The organism is Mesorhizobium sp. M0491 (assembly GCF_040321265.1).
Lineage (GTDB): Bacteria > Pseudomonadota > Alphaproteobacteria > Rhizobiales > Rhizobiaceae > Mesorhizobium.
The window spans coordinates 171,208-191,628 of the sequence record NZ_JAMYRE010000009.1 but is presented as its reverse complement, the minus strand read 5'-3'; the positions used below and the strand labels follow the sequence as shown (position 1 = coordinate 191,628).

Genomic DNA, 20,421 nt, shown 5'->3' with positions numbered 1-20,421 from the left:
TGGCGTCGGTTTTGCCTATTGCCTGACGCTTCTGGCCACCAGCCGCGCGACGCTCGGGCCGACCAGCAGCACGATCAGGAAGCGCGCCGACTGCAGCGCCATGACGAAGGAGATGTCGACGTTCTGCGCTGCGGCGGCGATGATGGCGATGCTGTCCATGCCGCCAGGGCTGGTCGCCAGATAGGCGGTCAGCGGATCGATGCCCAGGAGATGGCTGATCATGAAGGCAAGGCCGCCGCAAAAGGCGATCAGCGCCACGATCGAGGCGATGATCTGCGGCAGCGCGCGCGTTGCATGGCGCAGGATCGCCCTGGTGAAATTCAACCCGATCGACCAGCCGACCATAGCGTAACTGAATGCCAGCAGCCAGGGCGGCAATTGCATCTCAACGCCCAGGCCGAGATGGATGACGCCGCCGAAGATGAAGGTGCCGAGGAAGTAGGAAGAAGGCAGCCGGCACAGCTTTCCCGCCAAGCCGCCGATAAACGCGATGCCGATGGTGGCGGCGAAGGCTTGGGCGTCGATCGGCGGGAACCAGGTGATGGCGGGGATTTCGACGCCCGATGTGTCGACCCACATCTTGGCAACGAGTGCTGCCGTCATCGAGACGAAGATGACGCGCAGATATTGCATGAAGGCGACGAGACGCTGGTCGGCGCCGAACGCACCGGCCATCAGCACCATGGCGGTGGCCGCGCCCGGCGACGAACCCCAGACGGCGGTGGTGCCGGGCAGGATGCGCCAGCGGCTGATCAGCCAACCGAGCAGGCTGGAGGCCGTGACGGTGGCCACCACCACACCGAGAAACAGCGGCCATTCCCGGTAGAAGACTGGAAAGATGTCGGCCGAGATCGAGCTGGCGACGAGGCAGCCGACGATCGCCTGGGCGGCGCCGAACAGAAGGCGCGGCACACGCACCGTGGCGCCATTGGTGCCGGCGACGATGGCCGCCAGCATCGGCCCGATCAGCAACGCCGCCGGCAGGGTGGCGAGTTCCAGCGCGCCGGCAAACAGGAGAGAAACAACCAGCAGGGCAAGCCACTGCCAGAGCTTGCGCATCCGCGCCATGCGCTCGAGTGTGGGCAGGTCCGGGGAGGGCTGCTCGGCCGAGGAATCCATGTTTCGCTCTTAGACCCGCAGGGCGAAAAATGCGAACCGCGGTTCATAGAAAACTATTGTTTCACCCGTCCAGGTGTCGAGTAACAGGTTTCATAAGCCGGCGTCGAACCGTTGCTCGATCTCATTGCGACCCATGCGGTCGAAATCGTCGGGGACGGAAAACTGGCCGGCCATAAAACCGACCCGTCGCGCCTGCAGAGCCGGTTGTTCGATCGGCACGATTCTGGCCAACGGCTTGCCGGCTTTGGCAATAACAAACGACTCGCCTTGGGCTGCACGTCTCACAAGGCGCGACAGATGGGCTTTCGCATCGCGAATGTTTACTGTCTGCGTCAAAGGTTGCTCCTCAAAGTCGGCATCGAACTCACCCCGTCTTGCCGTCGGCCAGGCCGAAGCCGCCGACAGGGTGGGTTTCGACCTGGAATTCGAAGCCGGCGATGAACGGCCGCGCCTTGGCGATCGCCGCCTGGACTTCGGGAAGCTGCAGCGAGGCCTTGTGGCTTTCGGCGTCGGTCCACACTTCGGTGACCCAGATCGCATCGGCATCCGCGGGGTCGCGGGCGATGATGTAGTTCAGGCAACCCGGCAGGGCGCCGGTGCTGGCGCGCAGGAGGTCGATGACCGCGTCACGCTGGCCGCGCGCCGCCCGCATCTTGCCGATCAGTCCATACATTCCGTTGTCTCCCTTTGAGGTTTCGACAAGAGCGTGCAGACCGCCAGTATGCCGATAGCCGCTCAAGGCATCAACTGGCCGCCATTCACCTCGATGACCTGGCCGGTGATGTAGCCGCTGAGAAGATCGGAAGAGAGGAACAGATAGGCGCCGACGCAATCCTGCGCCGTGCCGGCGCGTCCCTGCGGAATGGTGGCGACCATGCCTTTGATCTGCTCGTCGGTCGAATAGCGCTCGTGGAACGGGGTGAGAATGGTGCCGGGCGCCACCGCGTTGACGCGGATGCCGAAGCCGATCAGTTCCTTGGCCATGCCGCGCGTCACATTGGAGACGAAGGCCTTGGCCGAGCCGTAAAGCCCGGCGCCGCCGCCGGCGCCATTGCGGGCGGCGATCGAGGAGGTGTTGACGATGAAGCCGCCCTGTTTCTTCAGCCACGGGATCGCCTTGCGCGAAGCAGTCAGTACCGAACGGGCGTTGAGGTCCATCACAGCGTCGTAATGCGCCTCGGTCTGCTCGGCATAGGGAATGCGGCCAAGCATGCCGCCGGCATTGTTGACCAGCCCGTCGAGGCGGCCGAAATATTGCGCGCTATCCTCGACGACGCGCTCGACATCGGCGGCAACGGAGAAATCGCCCTGAACGAGAAACACCTCGCCGCCCTTGTCGGCAATCGTCAGGCCGAGCTTCTCGGCGGCGTCTTGACTCGAATTGTAGTGCAGCGCCACCTTGCATTTCTGCGCTGCATAGGCCAGCGCGAGCGCCGCTCCGATGCCGGTCGACGCACCGGTGACCAGCACTGCCTTGCCGGCAAGATCGGGTATGCTGAGTGTGGTGGCTGGCACGGTTCTTCCTCCGGGACGTCTGCCTGTCCTTCGTAGGCCCTTGCCACCCCGGTGTTCAAGCCTTGGAGCAATTCAAGGAAACGTGTGAAACGGCTTCCCAGGAAAAGGAGTAGCGCTTTCCCTTGGGGAATTTGCATCAAACAAACCGCTCTACGGGTGCAGATAGGCGTAACCTTGGCCTTGCAGTTCGGCGAGTTTGACGACGCCGCCCTTGTCGGCGGCATGAAACCCGGCGAGCAGGTCGGGGAGCGAAATATCCATGCCTTGCATGGTGTTGGTGCAAGCATGGGATTCCAGCCCCTGCCGCACCAGGCCGGCGAAGCGCCCGGAAATAGCGGCCGATGTTCCCTTCGACTTGAAGCTGGCCAAGGCCGGACCATGCACGACCAGCACGATGTCGACATTGCCGCCGGTGCCCTCATAGTGGTTCTTGATGTTGCCGAGCACGAAATTGACCTTGTCGGTGTCGCTCAAGTGGTAGGCGACTTTTTGCCTTGTGGGCTCGGTGGCGGCTGCCTGTGCTGCCCGCAAACCGAGAAGCGTTCCGGTTCCGGCAAGAACCGCGCGGAACATGTCGCGCCGACGCATGGCATCCTCCTTCGCTTGGCGGCCCGCCGCGAATTGCGTGGCTGCGGCCGCAATACTAGCATAAATTGACGTTGCGTCCTGTCGATGCGGAGGAGAGATCACATGGCGTTCAGGGCAGGGGAATGGAAGACAGTCGCCGGCGCCGGGTTTGGCGCGGCGCTGCTTGGCTTGCTTGCCGGACCGGCCTCCGCCGACGATGCGCTGAAGCTCACCGAACTCAGTCCGAACGGCGCTGATGTCTGTTTCGGCCGCGTCTATGATGCGGGGCATCTCAAGGCGCACCCGAAGCAGAAGGTGGCGCGGATCTTCTTCTACTACGGCCATGATCCAGTCAGCCGGCCGAATGAAGAGCCGACCGTGAATTCCGACACTTCTTACAATGCCTTCATCGCCACCTCCGTGCGCGGCGCCAAGGCGCCGGAATGGGCCGGCGGCTGGTGCAATCATGTGTCGGAGGACGGCAAGACAGGCCCCATCCATTGCGGTATGGAGTGCGACCGGACGCTTGCATCGCTGAAGGTCGACGACAAGGGCCGGCTGCTTCTCTCGGATCTGCAGCCCGACATCTATCTCGATGCCGGATCGGAAGAGGAGCTTGGCGCAGCGGAGTATGACAGGCAGGCGCTCGGCTCGGAGGACGACAATTTCCGCCTCGACCCGATGCCGGCGGCGACCTGCAAGGCCGAGTTCGCGCGCATCGATCCGATCGCCCCTGCGCTCGGGGCTCCACTGCGCGAGCGGCTGAAGCCGGACCAGGCATTCTGCTATGGGCGCGACTACGATGCAGCGCATCTCGGCTCGCACCCCGATCAGCTCACCAAGTCGATCCGGGTTTTCCGCGGCCGGGTCGAACTGGCGTCGTTTGCTTCAGGGGGCGACGCCGCCAACTGGCCAGACGGCGCCGACATTGCCGTTACCGTCACCACACAGCAGAAATCGGCTGAGGTGACGCAGACTTATTCCTGCCAGGGCGAAGCCGACCAGTGGCGCTGCGCGGCCAGTTCGAAGATGAGCGATTTCTCCTGCGACATCGCGCAGAAGGAGATTTTCCTCAAGCGTGGCGCCGATGGCACAATGATGCTGGCAAATCCCAACAGTGCACTCGCGATCGTCGACCTGTGTTCGAAGGCCGTCGACGGCAAGACGAAATCCGACGACAAGGTCTATCGGCTGCAGCCGATGCCGCAATCGGCCTGCTCGCCGTGAGCACCCAGCGTTTTCGTCATCCTATGGCGGAGCAAGGAGCGAAGCGACGCGGCGCAGACCATAGGATCCATGCCGTGACATCCGAGCGCTGCTGCGGTGCAGAATTCTGTTCCGCTGCACTCTGAGGCCAAGGTCGCGGCATGGATCCTCGGGTCTCCGCGACGGAGCTTCGCTCCTGCTCCGCCCGTGGATGACGAAGTCGAGAGACTTCGGCTAATTTTCCAAGGTCGTGACGGGAGACCGCCTCACGCAAACGGCACGGCCGTCGTGCCCTTGGGGAGCTTGGCCTCGTCGTCGGGCTCGACATGGATGGTGACGCGCACCGAGGGGATTTCGGCCTTCAGCGCGTCCTCTATCCGGTCGCAGATGACATGGCTGGCGCCGACCGACATGTCGGCATCCACGACCAGATGAAACTCGATGAAGGTGGCGCGGCCGGCGATGCGCGTCTTGAGGTCGTGCACCTCCAGCGCGCCCTTGCAATTGGCCGAGATGACGTCACGGATGCGCATGTGCTCCTGCGTATCGACTGCGCGGTCCATCAGGCCGTTCATCGACGAGCCTATGACATGCCAGCCCTGCCACAGGATGTTCAAGGCCACGAGGACAGCAAGCGCCGGGTCGAGGATCTGCCAGCCGGTCAGGATCGCCCCGACCAGGCCGCCGAAGACGCCGATCGAGGTCACCACGTCGGTCATGATGTGGTTGCCGTCGGCAACCAGCGCCGGTGATTTCTCAGCCCTGCCGGCGCGGATCAGCGTCCAGGCCCAGAAGGCGTTGATGACTGTAGCGACGCCGTTGACGGCAAGACCTTCCCAGGGCTGTTGGAGCGGTGCCGGGGTCTGCCAGTGGCGCCAGACCTCGTTGAGGATCAAAAGGGCGGCGAGCACGATCAGCACGCCTTCCAGCACCGCCGAGAAATACTCGGCCTTGTGATGGCCGAAAGGGTGGTCCTGGTCGGCCGGCTTGTGGCTGACCTGGATCGCCCAGAAGGCTGCAACCGAGGCAATGACGTTGACGATCGATTCCAAGGCGTCCGAATAGAGCGCGACAGAGCCGGTGACGTACCAGGCGGCGGCCTTCAGCGCGAGCACGACAAAGGCGACGACGATCGACCAGAAGGCGAGGTTGGCGACTTTGCGCTTCGCGGCCGCCTTGGCCGCGATCGCCATCGTGTTCTCGGCTTCGGCCATGATCGTCAGGCGGCCTTTTCCTTGGCCTTGCGCGGCAGGTGGGCGACGATGTTCTCGATGATGCGCATGCCGGCATTGTGGCCGAGCGTCATGATCGATTCCGGGTGAAACTGTACCGCGGCGATCGGCTCCTTGCGGTGTTCGAAGGCCATGATGATGCCGTCCTCGGTCTCGGCCGTGACGATGAAATCGTCGGGCAGGCGCACCGGATCGGCAAAGATCGAGTGGTAGCGGCCGACGGTCACTTCCTTGGGCAGGCCCGAGAAGATGATGCCGGGCTTGGAGACCCGGATGCGCGACGGCTTGCCGTGCATCGGTATGTGTAGCTGCCGCAGTTCGCCGCCATAGGCCTCCGCCAATGCCTGCAGGCCAAGGCAGACGCCGAAGATCGGCAGTTCGCGGGCGCGCGCCTTCTTGATGGTTGCGGCGCAATCGAAGTCCTTCGGCGTGCCGGGGCCGGGCGACAGCACGACGAGATCGGGTTTCAGCCGGTCGAAGACTTCCTCCGGCACCGGCGAGCGAACCGTCGAGACGTTGGCGCCGGTCTGGCGGAAATAATTGGCCAGCGTGTGGACGAAACTATCCTCGTGGTCGACCAGCAGGATGTTGACGCCGTCGCCGACGCGCGCGGTGGTTCGCTCGGTGCTGGCGGAATTGCCTGTCTTGGCGTCGCGAATGGCGGAGAGCATGGCGGATGCCTTCAGTTCGGTTTCGGCTTCTTCTTCCTCGGGAATGCTGTCGAACAGCAATGTGGCGCCGGCGCGCACTTCGGCAATGCCGTCCTTGATACGGATGGTGCGCAGGGTGAGGCCGGTGTTCATGTCGCCGTTGAAATTGACCATGCCGATCGCGCCGCCATACCAGGCGCGCGGGCTTTTCTCGTTCTGCTCGATGAAGCGCATGGCCCACAATTTCGGCGCGCCGGTCACGGTGACCGCCCAGGCGTGCGACAGGAAGGCGTCGAAAGCATCCATGCCTTCGCGCAGCCGGCCTTCGATGTGGTCGACCGTGTGGATCAGACGCGAATACATTTCGATCTGCCGGCGGCCGATGACGCGCACCGAACCCGGCTCGCAGACCCGCGATTTGTCGTTGCGGTCGACGTCCGAGCACATGGTCAGCTCGGATTCGTCCTTCTTCGAGTTGAGCAGTTTCAGGATCTGCTCGGAGTCCGAAATGGCATCGTCGCCGCGCTTGATGGTGCCCGAGATCGGGCAGGTCTCGACGCGGCGGCCGTTGACGCGAACGAACATTTCGGGCGAGGCGCCGATCAGGTATTCGCCTTCGCCCAGATTAATGAAGAAGGAATAGGGCGAGGGGTTGATTGCCTTCAGCTTGCGCGAAATCTCGGATGGCTGCGTTTCGCAGCGCTCGTAGAACATCTGGCCGGGCACGACCTCGAACAGGTCGCCGCGCTTGAACGAATCCATCGCCTTGCGCACCAGATCGGCGTATTCGCCGGGTTCGTGGTCGCCGCGCGGCGGGATGCGGTCGGGGCTCTTGAACGGCTCGGCGGTTTCGTCGCGCGCCAGCCCCTCCGTCGAAAACCCGTCGCCGGCATAGTCGTAGCGGTCGGTCCAGGCCTTGGCCGAATAATGGTCGACGACCAGAATCTCGTCGGGCAGGAAAAGCACCAGGTCGCGCTGACTCTCTTTGCGCTCGAGAGTGTGTTCGACCGGATCGAACTGGAAGGCGAGGTCGTAGCCGAAGGCGCCGTAGAGACCAAGATTGGCGTCTTCCTCGGTCTTGAACAGAGCGGTGATGGCGCGCAGTACGGTGAAGACTGAAGGGACGCGGCTGCGCTCCTCCTCGGTGAAGACACGGCCGGGCTTGGCGACATCGAGGCGGATGAGTGTCTTCGACGTCTCGGCGATGGTGACATCCGCCTGGCTGGCGAGCGCCTTGCCGATGACCGGCAGCAGCGCCTCGCCACGGCGGTTCAGCGCCTCGATGCGCATGGCACGGCCGCGCGCCGAGACGACCAGCGGCGGATCGATGATGGCGGTGTCCCAGCGCGTGTAGCGGCCGGGATATTCATAATTGGAGGAAAACACCGCACCGCGGCGCGAATTCAGGCCGTCGACATAGGCGTCAATCGCACCTGCATAGGGCCGGTCGTGGCGCGCGCGCGTGATGGTTATGCCACCCGCGGTCACGAAACTTTCCGCGCCGTTTTCCAGAACCTTCATCGTCATTGCCGTCTCCATCAGCTTCTTGGGCAACGGACCCGGGAATGGCTTGGAAAAAACAAATGGCCGCCCGGACTTTCCGTTGCGGCCACCCTCTCTTTTCACGCGCACGTGTTCGAACAGGCCGCTGTCAGCAGGCCCACCACCAAATGGTCTTGATCGAACGCATGTTCATGGCGAAATCCATAGCTGCGAAAGGGAGGATACGCAACAGGTTTGAAAAGCCTGTCCGGTGGCTGTCGCTTCTGCGCCTCATGGTACATCGCCAGAACCGGCTATGGCGCTTAGAATGTTCATCAACAGCAGGAAGACGAGAAAACAATCATGACCGAGCAGATCGAGCGTGCGCGGACGTTCCATTCCCTCCACGTCAAGGGAAACCCGATCGTTCTCTACAACGTCTGGGATCCGGGTTCGGCCAAGATCGTCGAGAAAGCGGGCGCCAAGGCGATCGCCACCGGAAGCTGGCCGGTGGCGGCCGCCTTCGGCTATGCCGATGGCGAGAAAATCCCGCTGGAGCTGGCGCTCGACAACATCAAGCGCATCGTCACTGCCGTCGACCTGCCGGTGACCATGGACCTCGAGGGTGGTTACGGCGTCGACCCGGAAATTGTTGCTCGCACGGTAACGTCGGCACTGCGGGCCGGCGCTGTTGGGTTCAATTTCGAAGACCAGGTTGTCGGTGGCAGCGGCCTGCACGACATCGCTGTTCAGGTAAAACGCATCGAAGCCGCGGCGGCGGCCGTCAAGGCTTCAGGGATACCGGCGTTCATCAACGCTCGAACCGACATCTTCCTCAAGGCGAAACCGGATGCGCATGATGACGCCCTGCTCGACCAGGCCATAGAGCGCGCACAGGCCTTCGAAAAAGCTGGCGCGCACGGCTTCTTTGCGCCGGGCCTTGGCGATGAGGGCCTGATCGAGACACTCTGCAAGGCAATTGCGTTGCCGGTCAACATCATTGCGCTGGCGCATGTGCCGCCGCGCCAGCGGCTGGCGGAACTGGGTGTCGCCCGCATCAGCCACGGCCCGGTGCCTTACCGGCAGATGGCCGAATGGCTGGAGGCGAAGGCGCGGCTGGCTATTTCGGGTTAAGTCAGTCCTCCAGCGTCCCCGACCGGGCGTCGGCGCTCTTCCTGTCGCCGACCAGCTTCAACAGATCCTCGCCGGCGCGGATGATGCGGCGCGAGCGGCGGGTCAGGATGATGCCATCCTGCGGCGCAAACACTTCGGTGCGGCCATCGGTTTCACCCGGTGCATGGACGATGGTGGCTAGGCGCGCGCCCTTGGCGACGCGGTCGCCGGGTTTCACGTCGTAGAGCACGGCACCGGCCCGTGGCGCCGGCATCATGTCGATGTTTTCCAATAGCGCCACGAAGCCGGTGAAAGGACCCGGCGCGGGCAGGGCGCTATCGGCGATCACGCCGCGTGCCACCAGCAGCCGGTAGAGGCCGTCGGCGTCGGCGTCGGCCAAGGCACCGTCGACATCGAGGATGCCGCGATATTCGACGGTGGTGGCGACGCGACGGTCGAGCTTGGCCATATCGGCGGGGACGTTCTGGTAGGGCATGATCGAGGCGCCCTCGAAGGTGCCGTCGGTGTCCTCGCTCCACAGCACGACTGCGTCGACGCCCATGGCGGCGGCGCAATCGGCCATGGCCGGCCACAGGCTGGTGTGGACGTAGAGATAGGCGAGGCCCTCGTCATCGCAGTGCAGGTCGAGCACGATGTCATGGCCGAACGACAGCTGCACCAGCCGCGTCTTCAGCCGCTGGTCGACGCTGCCAAGGGTGGTGTCGGGCAAGAGGGCTGTGTCGGGCGCGGCGAGCAGCGGAAAGCCGCGGTTGAAATTGGTGCGCGTGCCCAGATGGAAGCGGCCCTGATGCTCGCCGAAATGATATTGCGCCCGGCCGACAGGGTTGGCCCAGGGCACGACGGTGAGGTTGCCCTTGATGCGGCCTTCGGCCTCCGCCCTGGCAAGCATCGCCATCAGCGCGTCGATGGCGACGACGCCCGGCAACTCACCGGCATGGAGCGCCGCCTGCAGATAGGCCGAAGGAGCAGCCTTGTCGGAACCAGTGAAGCGGAACAGCGGGAATTCGTAGGAAACCCCTTCGCTTTCGCCGGCGATGCGCTCGATCGATTTCTGCATGACTTCCTCCATCAAGGACCAGAAGACATGCGATTTGAAGGCGCCTATGTCGATTGGTCCAGCCCGCCGCGCTATGGGCGCAAGAGACTATTCAGCCGGGAGCGGGATGACCGGCGCGCGCCGGTCCAGCGCCTGTGACAGCACGGCGACGGTCACTGCCAACAAAGCGAGTGCTGCGCCGACCAGCGGCAAATTGGCATAGGAAACACCGGCGGAAAGGGCCACGCCGCCGATCCAGGCGCCGCTGGCATTGCCGACATTGAAGGCGCCCTGGTTCAGCGTGGCGGCGAGGTTCGGTCCCTCGGAGGCCGCCTCGACGACCCGGATCTGCAGCGGCGGCACGACGACGAAGATGAGCAGGCCCCACAGGAAGACGATGCCGACGGCAACGCTGGCGATTGCGCCGAACTGCCTGAAGCCAACGAAAAGCAGGGCCATCAGCAGCAGCGTGCCGATCACCGTCGGCATCAGTTTCCAGTCGGCCAGTCTGCCGCCGATAATGTTGCCGATGGTCATGCCCGCGCCGAACAGCAGCAGAACCCACGTGACTGCGGCGGTCGACAAGCCCGATACCTCGGTGAGGTAGGGCTTGATGTAGGTGAAGACGGTGAACAGGCTTGCGGAAGTCAGCGCCGCGATCAGCATGGCCAGCCAGACCTGCAGCTTGCCCAGCACGCGCAGCTCGCCGCGCAGGCCGCCACCGCTTGGCTGGGCGACATCGGACGGCACCAGCCAGGCGATCGCTGCCACCGAGATCAGGCCGATACCCACCACGGCAAGGAAGGTGGAGCGCCAGCCGAACGCTTCGCCAAGTGCGGTTCCGGCGGGAACACCCAGGATGTTGGACAGCGTCAGCCCGGCGAACATCAGCGCGATGGCGCTGGCGCGTTTGTTGCGCTGCACCAGGCTGGCGGCAACGACCGAGCCGATGCCGAAGAAGGCGCCATGGCCGAAAGCGGTGAAGACGCGCGCGGCCATCAGCGTCCAGTAATTGGGCGAGATGGCGCAAAACAGATTGCCGATGACGAACAGCACGGCCAGCCCGACCAGCACCGGCTTGCGCGGCAAATGCGCGGTGGCCATGGCGACGATCGGGGCGCCGAAGACGACGCCCAGCGCATATCCTGTGACCAGCAGGCCCGCAGATGGGATCGACACGCCGAGGTCGGCGGCGACCTCGGGCAGCAAGCCCATGATGACGAATTCGGTGGTGCCGATGCAGAAGGACGCAATGGCAAGCGCAAGGATCGGCAAGGGCATGGGGCGTCCAGACTGAATCGGTTCAAATTGAGACTGCGCGAAGGACGCCGCCGTGCGCAAGCGGCATTGCTGCATTGCAGCGATGCAGAAAAGGAAGAGCTTTGAAATGGGTCGCCAACAGGCTGTCAAGCCAGCGGCTTCAGTTCCTGAGCAATGGTGGGCAACAGTTCCGAGACATTCGGGTGGATATGCACGGCACGCGCGAGCGTGTCGACGGGCGCCTTGGCGTACATCAGGTCGAGCACGCAATGGATAGCCTCGTCGCCGCCGGGGCCGAGCACCGAGCAGCCGAGGATCTGCCTGGTGTCGGCATCGACCAGGATCTTCATGAAGCCCTGCGTCTCGCCCTTTTCGATAGCGCGGCCGACGCGGGTCATCGGCCGCTGGCCGACCAGTGCGCGACGGCCGGATTTCTTCACCGCGGCCTCGGTCATGCCGCAGCGGCCAAGCGGCGGGTCGATGTAGAGCGCATAGGCCTCGATACGGTCGCTGACCTTGCGCGGATCGTTGTCGAGCAAATTGGCGGCGACGATCTCGTAGTCATTGTAGGAGGTGTGGGTGAAGGCGCCCCTGCCGTTGCAGTCGCCCATTGCCCAGATGCCGGGCACGCTGCTGCGCAACTGGTCGTCGACAGAGACGAAACCGCGCTTGTCGACCTCGACGCCGGCCTTTTCCAGGCCGAGGTCGTCGGTGTTGGGCGTCCGCCCCAGAGCCAGCAGCACGTGCGAGCCGACCGCCGGCGGTTTGCCGGCCGAGAAGGTCACGGAAATGTCCTTGCCCTGTCTGGCAAAGCCGATGTCGTCGGCGCCGAGATGGACCGTAATGCCTTCGTTTTCGAGGATCGACAGGATGGCGGCGGAGACATCCTCGTCCTCGCGGCCGGTCAGGCGGGGGCTCTTCTCGATGACGGTGATTTCGCTACCGAAGCGGCGGAACATCTGTGCGAATTCGAGCGAGATGTAGCTGCCGCCGACGACGATGAGATGGCGCGGCAGCACGTCGAGATTCATCATCGAGGAATTGGTCAGATAGTCGATGTCGTGGATGCCGGGCAGGTCTGGGACCGAGGCGCGGCCGCCGGTGTTCAGGAAGATCTTTTCGGCGGTCAGCAGATCGTCGCCGACGCGCACCGTGTTGGCGGATTCGAAACGCGCATGGCCGCGATAGAGCGTGCAGCCCTTCATGCCGGCAATCCAGGTCTCGAGATTGGTGCGGGCGTCGATCGTCACCTTGTCCTTGCGCGCCTTGATCCTGGCATAGTCGACGCCGACGGGGCCACTGAGCGTCACGCCATAGTCGGCGGCGCGGCGCGCCAGATGCGCGGCATAGGCGCTGGCGACCATGGTCTTGGTCGGCATGCAGCCGGTGTTGACGCAAGTGCCGCCGACCAGCTTGCGCTCGATCAGCGCCACGCTCATGCCGGCGGCGTTCAGCCGGCCGGCCAGCGGGGAGCCAGCCTGTCCGGCACCGATGATGATGGCGTCGAAGGTTTTCGTCGTCATGCCACCGCCGCTACGATCAGCAGACCGCCGATGATTGCCACCGCGTCCTCGATGAAGGCGGCGGGCTGATCCTTGCCGAAGGCGGCTGCCAGCCGGCCGCGTACTTCGGCGCCGCCCAGCGTGCCGATAACAGCGCCGATGGCGCCGGCGATCAGGCCGCCGATGGTGGCGCCACCGGTGGCGCCGATCACCGCGCCGGTGAAGGCGCCCATGACGATGCGGGCGCCGAACTGCTGCGGTACCTTGCGGCTCGGCGTCGACGGCAGTTGGTCGGTGACCAGTTCGACGATGCACAGGATGGTGAAGATGCCGACAGCCGCCCAGTGGCTCATGAAACTCGCCCAGGTGCCGGCCACCGGCAGCCAGCCGAGATACGCACCCCAGGCCACGGCGGCCGGCGCGGTCATGGCGCGAAGACCGGCAATGACGCCGATCAGAAGTGCGAGAATATAGAGCATGGTCGATCCCCCTCGATCACCGGGCCAGGACGGCCTTGAGTCACAGGCTACCATAGGTCCAATATTTGACCAGTACTGGCATCGGCGCTTTTCTGTTGGCTGTACCTGTGCTTTGCAAGGACGTGAACTGGAGACCGCGTCATGGCTGAGAGCGAGCGCGTGAAGATGGCGGCCGGCGAATGGTACACCTGCCTCGATGATGAGCTGGAGTCCTTGCGTGTTGTCGCGCGTGACGCGGTGTTCGAGCACAATTGCCTGCCGCCGCGGCAGCGCGGCAATCTCGGGCCGGGCTTGAGAGCTTTGCTCGGCAACGCCGGCGAGGGCGCCCGCATCGAGGCACCGTTTCACTGCGCCTATGGCTTCAACATCTTTCTCGGCGACGGCGTCTTTCTCAATGCCGGCTGCACCATCCTCGACACAGCGAGTGTGCGCATCGGCAAGGGAACGCTGCTCGGTCCCAATGTGCAGATCTATTGCGCCGAGCATCACAAGGAGGCCAGTGGGCGGCAGGCCGGACTGGAGATCGCCCGACCCGTCGAGATCGGCGCCAATGCGTGGATCGGCGGCTCAGCCGTCATCCTTGGCGGCGTCAGCATCGGTGAAGGTGCCATCGTCGGCGCCGGCGCGGTGGTGACACGCGACGTGGCTGCGAACACCACGGTGGTCGGCAATCCGGCGCGGGCGATCAAGCGAGGCTGAACAGGTCAGGACGATAGGACGTACGTCATGCGTTCGTCCTGATCGGTCCTTCTGGAGAATTCCCGCCGGTATTGCGCCGGCGATGTCTTGAGCCGTGCCGAAAAATGCTGGCGCAGCGAGGTGGCGCTGCCGAAGCCGGCTTCGAAGGCCACTATGTCCATGGATTTCTCCGTCGCTTCCAGCAAACGCTGCGCCAGTTCGATCCGCTGGCTGGTCAGCCAATCGCCAAAGCTGGCGCCGATCGATTTCTGAAAGCGACGGGTAAAGGTGCGGCGGGTCAGGCCAGCGGCCTCGGCGACGCTGTCGAGGCTATGCGTCTCGCCAAGCGTCGCACGAACCGAGTCCAGGGCCTGGGTGAAGCGGTCGGCGTCGGCGCTTCTTGCCACCGGATGCTCGATGAATTGCGCCTGCCCGCCCTGCCGATGCGGAGAAAGAACGATCTGGCGGGCGAGCCGCAATGCCGCTTCCGCGCCGTAGCGGGCGCGCACGATGTGGAGACAGCAGTCGAGGCCGGCGGCGACGCCGGCCGAGGTCACGATGTTGCCATTGTCGACATAGAGCACCGAAGCGTCGACGGCGACGTCGGGATGGAGTTTCTGCAACTGTTCGGAATAGGCCCAGTGCGTCGCGGCACGACGGCCCGAAAGCAGCCCGGCCGCGGCAATGGCGAAGGTTCCGAGGCACAGGCCGACGATCAAGGCGCCGCGTTGGTGCGCCCGGCGCAACGCCTCCATCAGCGGCGGCGATGCCGGCTCGCCGAGATGATGCCAGCTTGGAATGATGACGATATCGGCGCCGTCGAGCCCTTCGAGCCCATGCGGCGCGGCAATTGTCAGTCCGGCCTCGGTGTGGATCGGGCCGGGCTTGACCGCGCAGATGCGGAAGTCGAAGCGCGGCAGGCCAAGCGCCGTCCTGTCCTCTGCGAAGACCAGGCACGGTACGGAAAGATGGAACGGGCTGATGCCGTCGAAGGCGAGTACGGCAATGATCGGGTCGGTCATGGGTGCTTCCGGTAGTTGAAAGCGGATTGTCCCAATTCTTTCGAATGATGTCAATCGGGCCACTTTTAGCAGGCCGGCGACCCGTCTATTTTCGGCCCATCGCATTCAAGCCGGAAAGGAAAACACCATGTCTGACCCAGCCAACACCACGCCACGCCGGGCGCTGATCGTCGTCGATGTGCAGAACGACTATGACGGCGGCAATCTCGCCATCCAGCATCCGCCGTTCCGCGACAGCGTCGTCAATGTGGCGCGGGCGATGGATGCAGCGACTGCTGCCGGCATCAAGGTGGTGGTCGTCAAGCAGATGGCGCCGGAGACATCGCCGATCTTCGCTAGGGGCAGCCACGGCGGGGAACTGCATCCCGAGATCGCCAGGCGCGAGCGCGACCATTATGTCGAAAAGAACCTGCCCTCCGCCTTCACCGGCACCGATCTCGAGGACTGGCTGCGCGCCAATGCCATCGACACGATCACTGTGGTCGGCTACATGACGCATAATTGCGACCTGTCGACCATCATCCACGCCGTGCATATGGGCTTTGCCGTCGAGTTCCTGTCGGATGCGACCGGCTCGGTGCCTTACGCCAACAGCGCCGGCTACGCCTCGGCCGAGGAGATCCACCGCGTGGTCACGATCATCCTGCAGTCGCGCTTCGCGGCGGTGCTCAAGACCGCCGAATGGGTCGAGTGCCTGAAAACCGGCGCGTTGCCGGAACGCGACACGATCTTCGGCTCCAACCAGCGGGCGCTGTCGCGCAGCGCTGCTTAGGGTTATCCGAAAACAGAAGGGCGCCGCATCGCTGCGGCGCCCTTTGCGGTTTGAACTGAAGGATTTTAGAACAGGCCTTCGATCTGGCCCATCTCGTTGAGGAAGATCTTTTCCGAGGACGGCGCCTTGGGCAGGCCGGGCATGGTCATGACCTCGCCGCAGATGATGACGACGAAGCCGGCACCGGCCGACAGCCTGACCTCGCGCACCGGCACCGTGTGGCCGGTCGGCGCGCCGCGCAGGTTCGGGTCGGTCGAGAACGAGTACTGCGTCTTGGCCATGCACACCGGCAAGTGGCCGTAGCCGGCGTCTTCCCAGGCCTTGAGCTGGTCGCGCACCGACTTGTCGGCGATCGCTTCCGAGCCGCGATAGATGCGCTGGACGATGGTGTTGATCTTCTCGAACAGCGGCATGGCATCGGGATAGAGCGGCGCGAACTGCGAAGCACCGGATTCGGCCAGTGCCACCACCTTGTTGGCGAGATCCTCGATGCCGGCCGAGCCGTGCGCCCAGTGCTTGCACAGGATCGCCTCTTCGCCCATCGATGCGACATAGTCCTTCATCGCCTGGATCTCGGCGTCGGTGTCGGAGTAGAAGTGGTTGATGGCAACCACCGCCGGCACGCCGAACTGGCGGATGTTCTCGATGTGGCGGCCGAGATTGGCGCAGCCCTTCTTCACCGCTTCGACGTTTTCCTTGCCGAGGTCTTCCTTCTTGACGCCGCCATTCATTTTCATGGCGCGCACGGTGGCGACAATGACGGCCGCCGCCGGCTTGAGGCCCGCCTTGCGGCACTTGATGTCGAAGAACTTTTCAGCACCGAGGTCAGCGCCGAAGCCGGCTTCGGTGACGACGTAGTCGGCGAGCTTGAGCGCCGTCGTGGTGGCGACGACCGAGTTGCAGCCATGCGCGATGTTGGCGAACGGGCCGCCATGCACGAAGGCCGGGTTGTTCTCCAGCGTCTGCACCAGGTTCGGCTGCATGGCGTCCTTCAACAGCACGGCCATGGCGCCGTCGGCCTTGAGGTCGCGGGCATAGACCGGCGACTTGTCGCGGCGATAGGCGACGATGATGTCGCCGAGGCGCTTTTCGAGGTCCTTCAGGTCGGTCGACAGGCACAGGATGGCCATGACTTCCGAGGCGACGGTGATATCGAAACCGCCCTCGCGCGGGAATCCGTTGGCGACGCCGCCGAGCGAGCAGATGATTTCGCGCAGCGCGCGGTCGTTCATGTCCATGACGCGGCGCCAGACGACGCGGCGGGTGTCGATGCCGAGCTCATTGCCCCAGTAGATGTGGTTGTCGATCAGCGCCGAAAGCAGGTTGTGCGCCGTGGTGATGGCATGGAAGTCGCCGGTGAAGTGGAGGTTCATGTCCTCCATCGGCACGACTTGCGCATAGCCGCCGCCGGCGGCACCGCCCTTGACGCCGAAGTTCGGGCCCAGCGAGGCCTCGCGGATGCAGATGATCGCCTTCTTGCCGATGCGGTTCAGGCCGTCGCCGAGACCGACCGTGGTCGTGGTCTTGCCTTCGCCGGCCGGCGTCGGGTTGATGGCGGTGACGAGGATCAGCTTACCGTCCTTGTTGCCCTTCACCGATTTGATGAATTCAGCTGAGATCTTGGCCTTGTCGTGGCCATAGGGCAGCAAATGTTCGGTCGGGATACCGATCTTCTGGCCGATCTCCTGGATCTGCTTTTTCCTGGCGCCGCGCGCGATCTCGATGTCGGACTTCACTTCGGCCATGACGGCTTTCCTCTGGATTGGACGATGGAGGGGACGGGTTGATCTTACTCGCAGGCAGGTTGGACCCGGGCGCGGGCATGTTCTAACCCTGTCGCTGCCGCGGCGTCAACTTTCATGCAACTATGTTTCCTATAGAGAAAATTCCTCTGCGGACCGGCCGACCTGTCATCGGTTCTTCCTGGCTCCGTTGCCGCGCCGTATAGAAGCCAGAGGACACGCCGCGCCGCCGTCTCAAAACAGCCGCACAATGCACGGAATGCGACAGAGGCGACGGCGCAAATTCGCCATCGCCTGGTCCCTAATGGAACAGCGCTACTGCGTCAGAACGTTGCTGATTTCGACCATGTTGGAGCGCACCCTGAGCACATAGAAGCCCATCGTCGTCAGATGCGTCGGCAACAGCCAGCCATCCTCGCGGCCATTGGCGATGATGAAAGGCTGGATCTTCAGCGCCGAAACGAACTGCGAGTCCATTGTGTCCCACAGGTTCTGCAGATGCTTTTCCTTGATGACGTCCTCGAAGTCGGCCTGGGCGCCCTTCATCAGGCCGTAATAGCCATAGAGCTGGCCATAGGCGAACCAGTAGCGGTCGTCGGCGCGGAAGTCGAACCAGCCATTGTTGTGGTTCTCGGCGCGTTCCTTGAGGATCGCCGAGGTCGAGCCGATGTCGGACGAGATGCGGTCGATATACTGTTTCAGATTGTCGGCGCGGGCGTCGAATGTCGCCTGGCAGGTAGCAAGGCGAGCGTTGAAGGAACGCAGCATGCGCACAGCGTCGCGATAGTAGCTCGGTGTCGGCGTCTTGGGGCCGAACGGGTTCAGGCCGAAATACCAGGTCTCCTCGTCGAACTGCAGGTTGCCGCGGGCATTCTGCAGATCGCTGTCGATCTGCGAGGTGGTGCGGACGCGGCCGAGATTGTCAGCGAGTTCGGTCGCGGTGCGCCGCACCGCCTGGTTGATGCCGCGCTGGAAGGAGGCCTTGTTGTCCATCCACGGCGTGTTGTCCCAGTCGATGCCGAACAGGCCAAGCTTGTAGAGGATCATCGACGAGATCCAGGCATTCTGGTTGACGTTGAAGTCGGTCAGGTCGGCGGCGATCTGGGCAATGCCGGAGTTGCCGCAGGTCTTGGCGGTGTCGGTGCCGGCGCCGGCGGAGACCTGTTCGCCGGCGGAGACATTGCGCTTCTCGAACGTGTAGGTGTCGGGATAGTTCGGGTTGAAATTGTTCCACCATTGGGTGGCGTAGAAGAAATTGGCGTAGAGGCCGATCAGCACCAGCAGGGCGAGGCCGACCGCCGCCTTGAGGATCCAGCCGCGCTGCGTGTACCAGCGCCCGGCCCACAGGAACGGCCACAGGATGACGCCGATCAACAGGCCGATGCCGCGGCCAATCCACTGGAAAATGCGGGTGAAGAAATTCACGATCGGATCGAGCATGGCTGTGTCACCCCCTCAAAGCATGACGCCAAAAAGTTGCAGGCTTTTTGGATAACATCATGCGCCAAAACAAGAAGTTAGAACGACATAACGATTCATTTCGTTCTAGTCAGTCAGGCCGTAGAGGCGTGTGCGAAACGCCACCTTGTCCTTCAAATATGTGGTTTTGAGAACGTCCACAACATGCGATCGCCACGCGTCGCTGAAGCCGCCATAGTCCTCATAAAAGCCGTCCTTGTTGAAGATGTAGCGCGAAACGAAGTCCGACGGTACGAAATCCGAGATCAGCCGGTTGGTCAGCCAGGCGTCGGGGTGGTCAGGCTTGGCGCGGATGACAAGGAAACGTTGCTGCGGGAAGACATCCTCGATCTTGAGGTGGCCGAGTTGGGCGATCTCGCGCTTGGCGGCGTTGAGGAACGGAAAATTGCCGTCTCTGGTGATCAGGTCGGCATGGCTCTGGATCCAGGTCTGCAGCCAGACCTTGTCGACATCGGTCAAATTGCGGTTCGGCTCGGCATCGCGGATCAGCGCGCGCACCACCATCTCGGCGCGGTGCTCGAGATAGCCCGAGGTCTCCACCCAGGAGGCACGCGGCAGCTCGATGCGGCCGGTGGTGGCGAGGAACTTGAACACCTTGTCGGCGTCGTTGATCGAGAGATAGCTGACCTGCCACGGCCGCGAGCGGCGGAAACCGGGGGCGGCCGGATCGCTGATCACCGTCGTTATATCAGGGTCGACGAACACGTAGAGACCGCCGAAGTGACTGGTCCAGTAGGCATTGTGGCGGAAGATCACCTGGTCGGGCACCAGCGCGTTCTCGCGGATGTCGCCGCAGATCTTGGCAAGCTCCACCATCCGGTTCAGCATGGCGCTGTCGCGCCAGGCATCGGGCTCCTGCTTCAGCCGGTCCACGAGCTTGCCGAGTTCGGCGGCCTTGCCCAGCACATCCTCGGCCGACAGCACCTTGAATTCGACCTGGCTGATCGACAGCAAATCCTCGATGTCGTTGACCTTCGGAATGGAATCCTCGATCTCGCCGTAGATGACGTCCTTGATCGTCAGCGCATCGATGGCGCGCCGGTTCCTGGACATGAACTCGAACATCAGTTGCGAGGTGTTGGAGAAGGCGGTGTGCACCACCGGCAGGTCGATCTGCGACGGCGTCAGGATGATGAAGCGGCGGTTGACCTCGTTGGGATCGAGATAGTCATAATCATCGCATTCCTCGGCCACTTCAGGCGAGAAGCCGGTGCGGTCGATCTGCAAGCTCTTTAGTTTGGTCGGCTTCAAGCCGAATGCGGCGAGCGCCTTGTTGTAGCGCTGGATCAAATGCGGCTCGTCGACCGTCAGCAGCCGGCCATAGATCAGCTCGTTGTCGCGCAGGAGATCGGGTTTGGCGGGTTTTGTGGTCAAGGTTCATCGCTCCCGAGGAGCGTGCCAGCACCCCCCTCTGGCCTGCCGGCAATCTCCCCCTCAAGGGGGGAGATTGGCAGCGTCGTCCGTGTCGCTTCTCCAGATAGGTCGAAGATTGGCAAAAGCGATGGTGAAAGTCGATCTCCCCCCTTGAGGGGGAGATGGCCGGCAG

The 20,421-nt window shown here is 63.5% G+C and carries 19 protein-coding genes; 4 read left to right on the top strand and 15 right to left on the bottom strand.

Annotation, left to right across the window (positions count from 1 at the left end; genetic code table 11):
• Window positions 1-15 precede the first annotated feature (15 nt).
• The 5 genes from NKI69_RS14195 to NKI69_RS14175 form a co-directional block, all read right to left on the bottom strand.
• Window positions 16-1,119 (bottom strand): AbrB family transcriptional regulator, encoded by a 1,104-nt coding sequence (locus NKI69_RS14195; protein ID WP_352721691.1) that lies wholly within the window; start codon window positions 1,117-1,119, stop codon window positions 16-18.
• A 90-nt stretch (window positions 1,120-1,209) separates the two neighbouring features.
• On the bottom strand, window positions 1,210-1,455 hold the full coding sequence (locus NKI69_RS14190) for a type II toxin-antitoxin system Phd/YefM family antitoxin (protein WP_023809887.1): 246 nt from the start codon (window positions 1,453-1,455) through the stop codon (window positions 1,210-1,212).
• A gap of 28 nt (window positions 1,456-1,483) precedes the next feature.
• Window positions 1,484-1,792 carry a putative quinol monooxygenase gene (locus NKI69_RS14185; protein ID WP_127290228.1) on the bottom strand — a complete coding sequence of 103 codons (309 nt, stop codon included), beginning with the start codon at window positions 1,790-1,792 and terminating at the stop codon, window positions 1,484-1,486.
• Window positions 1,793-1,854: 62 nt separating this feature from the next.
• Complete coding sequence (locus tag NKI69_RS14180; protein ID WP_023809885.1) at window positions 1,855-2,634, bottom strand: SDR family NAD(P)-dependent oxidoreductase; 780 nt, start codon at window positions 2,632-2,634, stop codon at window positions 1,855-1,857.
• Between the two features lie 150 nt (window positions 2,635-2,784).
• A complete protein-coding gene (locus NKI69_RS14175) occupies window positions 2,785-3,222 on the bottom strand; it encodes a DsrE family protein (RefSeq protein WP_352721689.1) in 438 nt (145 codons plus the stop codon).
• A gap of 102 nt (window positions 3,223-3,324) precedes the next feature.
• Here NKI69_RS14175 and NKI69_RS14170 point away from each other — a divergent pair, with 102 nt between their 5' ends.
• On the top strand, window positions 3,325-4,428 hold the full coding sequence (locus NKI69_RS14170) for a hypothetical protein (RefSeq protein ID WP_352721687.1): 1,104 nt from the start codon (window positions 3,325-3,327) through the stop codon (window positions 4,426-4,428).
• A gap of 245 nt (window positions 4,429-4,673) precedes the next feature.
• Here NKI69_RS14170 and NKI69_RS14165 read toward each other — a convergent pair whose 3' ends face one another.
• Complete coding sequence (locus NKI69_RS14165) at window positions 4,674-5,621, bottom strand: cation diffusion facilitator family transporter (RefSeq protein WP_352721685.1); 948 nt, start codon at window positions 5,619-5,621, stop codon at window positions 4,674-4,676.
• Between the two features lie 5 nt (window positions 5,622-5,626).
• Complete coding sequence (locus tag NKI69_RS14160) at window positions 5,627-7,816, bottom strand: anthranilate synthase (RefSeq protein WP_352721683.1); 2,190 nt, start codon at window positions 7,814-7,816, stop codon at window positions 5,627-5,629.
• A 318-nt stretch (window positions 7,817-8,134) separates the two neighbouring features.
• Between NKI69_RS14160 and NKI69_RS14155 the strand changes: the two genes are divergently transcribed.
• Window positions 8,135-8,905 (top strand): isocitrate lyase/PEP mutase family protein, encoded by a 771-nt coding sequence (locus NKI69_RS14155; RefSeq protein WP_023809880.1) that lies wholly within the window; start codon window positions 8,135-8,137, stop codon window positions 8,903-8,905.
• Between the two features lies 1 nt (window position 8,906).
• On the opposite strand, the gene NKI69_RS14150 is transcribed toward NKI69_RS14155, so the two are convergent.
• From NKI69_RS14150 to NKI69_RS14135, 4 genes are all read right to left on the bottom strand, one after another.
• Window positions 8,907-9,962: a succinylglutamate desuccinylase/aspartoacylase family protein gene (locus NKI69_RS14150; protein ID WP_352721681.1), complete on the bottom strand. Its 1,056-nt coding sequence runs from the start codon at window positions 9,960-9,962 to the stop codon at window positions 8,907-8,909.
• Between the two features lie 87 nt (window positions 9,963-10,049).
• Window positions 10,050-11,222, bottom strand: coding sequence for an MFS transporter (locus tag NKI69_RS14145; RefSeq protein ID WP_352721679.1), 1,173 nt, complete (start codon window positions 11,220-11,222; stop codon window positions 10,050-10,052).
• A gap of 125 nt (window positions 11,223-11,347) precedes the next feature.
• Window positions 11,348-12,724, bottom strand: a complete 1,377-nt coding sequence (locus NKI69_RS14140; RefSeq protein ID WP_352721677.1) for an FAD-containing oxidoreductase — start codon at window positions 12,722-12,724, stop codon at window positions 11,348-11,350.
• Window positions 12,721-13,182, bottom strand: a complete 462-nt coding sequence (locus tag NKI69_RS14135) for a DUF4126 domain-containing protein (RefSeq protein ID WP_352553394.1) — start codon at window positions 13,180-13,182, stop codon at window positions 12,721-12,723. The genes NKI69_RS14140 and NKI69_RS14135 overlap by 4 nt, the downstream gene beginning before the upstream one ends.
• Before the next feature lie 141 nt (window positions 13,183-13,323).
• Between NKI69_RS14135 and NKI69_RS14130 the strand changes: the two genes are divergently transcribed.
• Window positions 13,324-13,881 (top strand): sugar O-acetyltransferase, encoded by a 558-nt coding sequence (locus NKI69_RS14130; RefSeq protein ID WP_352721675.1) that lies wholly within the window; start codon window positions 13,324-13,326, stop codon window positions 13,879-13,881.
• Window positions 13,882-13,886: 5 nt separating this feature from the next.
• Here NKI69_RS14130 and NKI69_RS14125 read toward each other — a convergent pair whose 3' ends face one another.
• Window positions 13,887-14,882, bottom strand: a complete 996-nt coding sequence (locus NKI69_RS14125; RefSeq protein ID WP_352721673.1) for a GlxA family transcriptional regulator — start codon at window positions 14,880-14,882, stop codon at window positions 13,887-13,889.
• A 127-nt stretch (window positions 14,883-15,009) separates the two neighbouring features.
• Here NKI69_RS14125 and NKI69_RS14120 point away from each other — a divergent pair, with 127 nt between their 5' ends.
• The gene (locus tag NKI69_RS14120) at window positions 15,010-15,654 is read left to right on the top strand and encodes a cysteine hydrolase family protein (RefSeq protein WP_023809873.1); all 645 of its coding nucleotides are present in this window, start codon (window positions 15,010-15,012) and stop codon (window positions 15,652-15,654) included.
• 65 nt (window positions 15,655-15,719) lie between these two features.
• Here the strand turns inward: NKI69_RS14120 and NKI69_RS14115 are convergent, their stop codons facing one another.
• The 3 genes from NKI69_RS14115 to NKI69_RS14105 form a co-directional block, all read right to left on the bottom strand.
• Window positions 15,720-17,399 (bottom strand): formate--tetrahydrofolate ligase, encoded by a 1,680-nt coding sequence (locus tag NKI69_RS14115; protein ID WP_023809872.1) that lies wholly within the window; start codon window positions 17,397-17,399, stop codon window positions 15,720-15,722.
• 312 nt (window positions 17,400-17,711) lie between these two features.
• Entirely contained in the window at window positions 17,712-18,836 is a 1,125-nt protein-coding gene (locus NKI69_RS14110) for a DUF2333 family protein (protein WP_013529949.1), read from the bottom strand.
• Window positions 18,837-18,941: 105 nt separating this feature from the next.
• Window positions 18,942-20,249: a DUF6638 family protein gene (locus NKI69_RS14105; RefSeq protein ID WP_031212740.1), complete on the bottom strand. Its 1,308-nt coding sequence runs from the start codon at window positions 20,247-20,249 to the stop codon at window positions 18,942-18,944.
• Window positions 20,250-20,421: the final 172 nt, after the last annotated feature.

What these genes read in the sequence shown, in the direction of transcription:
- NKI69_RS14195 (WP_352721691.1), bottom strand. Translation starts at nt 1,119, where the DNA reads ATGGATTCCTCGGCCGAGCAGCCCTCCCCGGACCTGCCCACACTCGAG.
- NKI69_RS14185 (WP_127290228.1), bottom strand. Translation starts at nt 1,792, where the DNA reads ATGTATGGACTGATCGGCAAGATGCGGGCGGCGCGCGGCCAGCGTGAC.
- NKI69_RS14175 (WP_352721689.1), bottom strand. Translation starts at nt 3,222, where the DNA reads ATGCGTCGGCGCGACATGTTCCGCGCGGTTCTTGCCGGAACCGGAACG.
- NKI69_RS14170 (WP_352721687.1), top strand. Translation starts at nt 3,325, where the DNA reads ATGGCGTTCAGGGCAGGGGAATGGAAGACAGTCGCCGGCGCCGGGTTT.
- NKI69_RS14165 (WP_352721685.1), bottom strand. Translation starts at nt 5,621, where the DNA reads ATGGCCGAAGCCGAGAACACGATGGCGATCGCGGCCAAGGCGGCCGCG.
- NKI69_RS14160 (WP_352721683.1), bottom strand. Translation starts at nt 7,816, where the DNA reads ATGACGATGAAGGTTCTGGAAAACGGCGCGGAAAGTTTCGTGACCGCG.
- NKI69_RS14155 (WP_023809880.1), top strand. Translation starts at nt 8,135, where the DNA reads ATGACCGAGCAGATCGAGCGTGCGCGGACGTTCCATTCCCTCCACGTC.
- NKI69_RS14150 (WP_352721681.1), bottom strand. Translation starts at nt 9,962, where the DNA reads ATGCAGAAATCGATCGAGCGCATCGCCGGCGAAAGCGAAGGGGTTTCC.
- NKI69_RS14145 (WP_352721679.1), bottom strand. Translation starts at nt 11,222, where the DNA reads ATGCCCTTGCCGATCCTTGCGCTTGCCATTGCGTCCTTCTGCATCGGC.
- NKI69_RS14140 (WP_352721677.1), bottom strand. Translation starts at nt 12,724, where the DNA reads ATGACGACGAAAACCTTCGACGCCATCATCATCGGTGCCGGACAGGCT.
- NKI69_RS14135 (WP_352553394.1), bottom strand. Translation starts at nt 13,182, where the DNA reads ATGCTCTATATTCTCGCACTTCTGATCGGCGTCATTGCCGGTCTTCGC.
- NKI69_RS14130 (WP_352721675.1), top strand. Translation starts at nt 13,324, where the DNA reads ATGGCTGAGAGCGAGCGCGTGAAGATGGCGGCCGGCGAATGGTACACC.
- NKI69_RS14125 (WP_352721673.1), bottom strand. Translation starts at nt 14,882, where the DNA reads ATGACCGACCCGATCATTGCCGTACTCGCCTTCGACGGCATCAGCCCG.
- NKI69_RS14120 (WP_023809873.1), top strand. Translation starts at nt 15,010, where the DNA reads ATGTCTGACCCAGCCAACACCACGCCACGCCGGGCGCTGATCGTCGTC.
- NKI69_RS14115 (WP_023809872.1), bottom strand. Translation starts at nt 17,399, where the DNA reads ATGGCCGAAGTGAAGTCCGACATCGAGATCGCGCGCGGCGCCAGGAAA.
- NKI69_RS14110 (WP_013529949.1), bottom strand. Translation starts at nt 18,836, where the DNA reads ATGCTCGATCCGATCGTGAATTTCTTCACCCGCATTTTCCAGTGGATT.